The sequence below is a fragment of the Pectobacterium brasiliense genome (genome assembly GCF_013449685.1).
Lineage (GTDB): Bacteria > Pseudomonadota > Gammaproteobacteria > Enterobacterales > Enterobacteriaceae > Pectobacterium > Pectobacterium brasiliense_A.
On the sequence record NZ_JACDSF010000145.1, the window covers coordinates 350 to 1,676 of the forward strand.

Below are 1,327 nucleotides of genomic sequence, written 5' to 3' on the forward strand. Positions count from 1 at the left end.
CTATGACCCGATAGGGATAGCGGGCGGTGAGAATAACTACGGTTACGTCCAGAATCCGACCTGTTGGGTTGATCCGTTTGGGTTGGCATCTTGCCGTCTTACTTATATGGGAAGAACGCCAGGTAAAAAGACTAAAACAGGGCGAGCTGTTATTGAGCGAATGCGTGGAGAAGGTCGCATTCGTGGTTCTGGTGATAGGATGCAATTTAAAAGTTCAACTGATAGTAAGTGGTATCGTATTCAGGATGCTGATATGGCTCATTTAACTGATGCTGTTAAATATTGGAATCAAAAGGGTGGGTACTATGGGGCGAAGTCTAAAGAGGTCAGAGCCTTTATGCGGGATCCCAAAAACTATGAGTTAGAGTATTTTGGACATAACCGTTCTCAGGGTGCAAGCCTGCCTGATAGATATAGAAATCCAAGTGATTTTATTGGTCCTGCGGAAATCTCGCAATACTTTCTATGATTAAATAGGTGCATAATGAAGATTCTTTCTGATGTAAGTCAAGAGTTAGAGGAATTAATAGTATCTGTAGTCGAAAAGGGTAATCACCTTCATGATGAAAAATCTTATGGACAGGCATTAGAAGAATATAATGAAGCTTGGCGATTACTCCCCGAACCAAAGCTAGATTGGGAAATTGCCAGTTGGATTTCTGCGTGTATATATAGTGCATATTTCGATATGGAGGATTTTCATGAGGCTAAAAAATGGGCAGAAATTGCGTTGCAAACCAGAGGGTCAGATATAGATACGGCTCCGTTAATTGATCTTGGGATGGTTTGCTATGAGTTAGAAGAATATGATATGGCTTACAAACATTTTCATGATGCGTATAGCTACGGAAAGAAAAGAGCTTTTCAGGAACGACCTAAAAAATACCTTGATTTTTACTTGAATAAAATGTCGAAGAATTGAATTTTCTGTAAAATTCAAATGGCATAGAATTTATTATTTCGTAAATATCGTGATTATTAAATGAAAAATGGCAGATTTATTTTTTGACCAGTCAACATTTTTTAGTAAATCTGTCTTTTTTAATACGCAGTCAGGTGACTCAACCGAGCTACCTACCCACAGGTATGGGTACCATTGGGATAGGCTAGAGGCTAATCCCCATATCAATCACCAATCTCCCCCACTCAACCGGTACGGTGATCGGCGTCCCGGTCATAAATCCCGACTCTTTTAGCAGTCAGCCGTTAAGAATGATGGATGGTATGCCTATTCGGTCTAAAGATTACTGGGCAGACTACCGACCTGCTTAATTTTCATACCGTTACGTGAACACTAATTCAGAGCGCTTTTGATCGGTAACGCCGA

The 1,327-nt window shown here is 40.4% G+C and carries 2 protein-coding genes and 1 pseudogene; 2 read left to right on the forward strand and 1 reads right to left on the reverse strand.

From position 1 onward, the window contains the following. Both H0248_RS21740 and H0248_RS21745 read left to right on the forward strand, forming a co-directional pair. Window positions 1–469: pseudogene (locus tag H0248_RS21740) on the forward strand (GH-E family nuclease); the annotation flags it as partial. Window positions 470–484: 15 nt separating this feature from the next. Further along, complete coding sequence (locus H0248_RS21745) at window positions 485–922, forward strand: hypothetical protein (protein ID WP_180787456.1); 438 nt, start codon at window positions 485–487, stop codon at window positions 920–922. 184 nt (window positions 923–1,106) lie between these two features. On the opposite strand, the gene H0248_RS22570 is transcribed toward H0248_RS21745, so the two are convergent. Continuing rightward, window positions 1,107–1,199 (reverse strand): SymE family type I addiction module toxin, encoded by a 93-nt coding sequence (locus H0248_RS22570; RefSeq protein ID WP_374190074.1) that lies wholly within the window; start codon window positions 1,197–1,199, stop codon window positions 1,107–1,109. Window positions 1,200–1,327: the final 128 nt, after the last annotated feature.

Bases quoted from the DNA above. Each gene is read 5' to 3' on its own strand.
- H0248_RS21745 (WP_180787456.1), top strand. From the start codon at position 485: ATGAAGATTCTTTCTGATGTAAGTCAAGAGTTAGAGGAATTAATAGTA.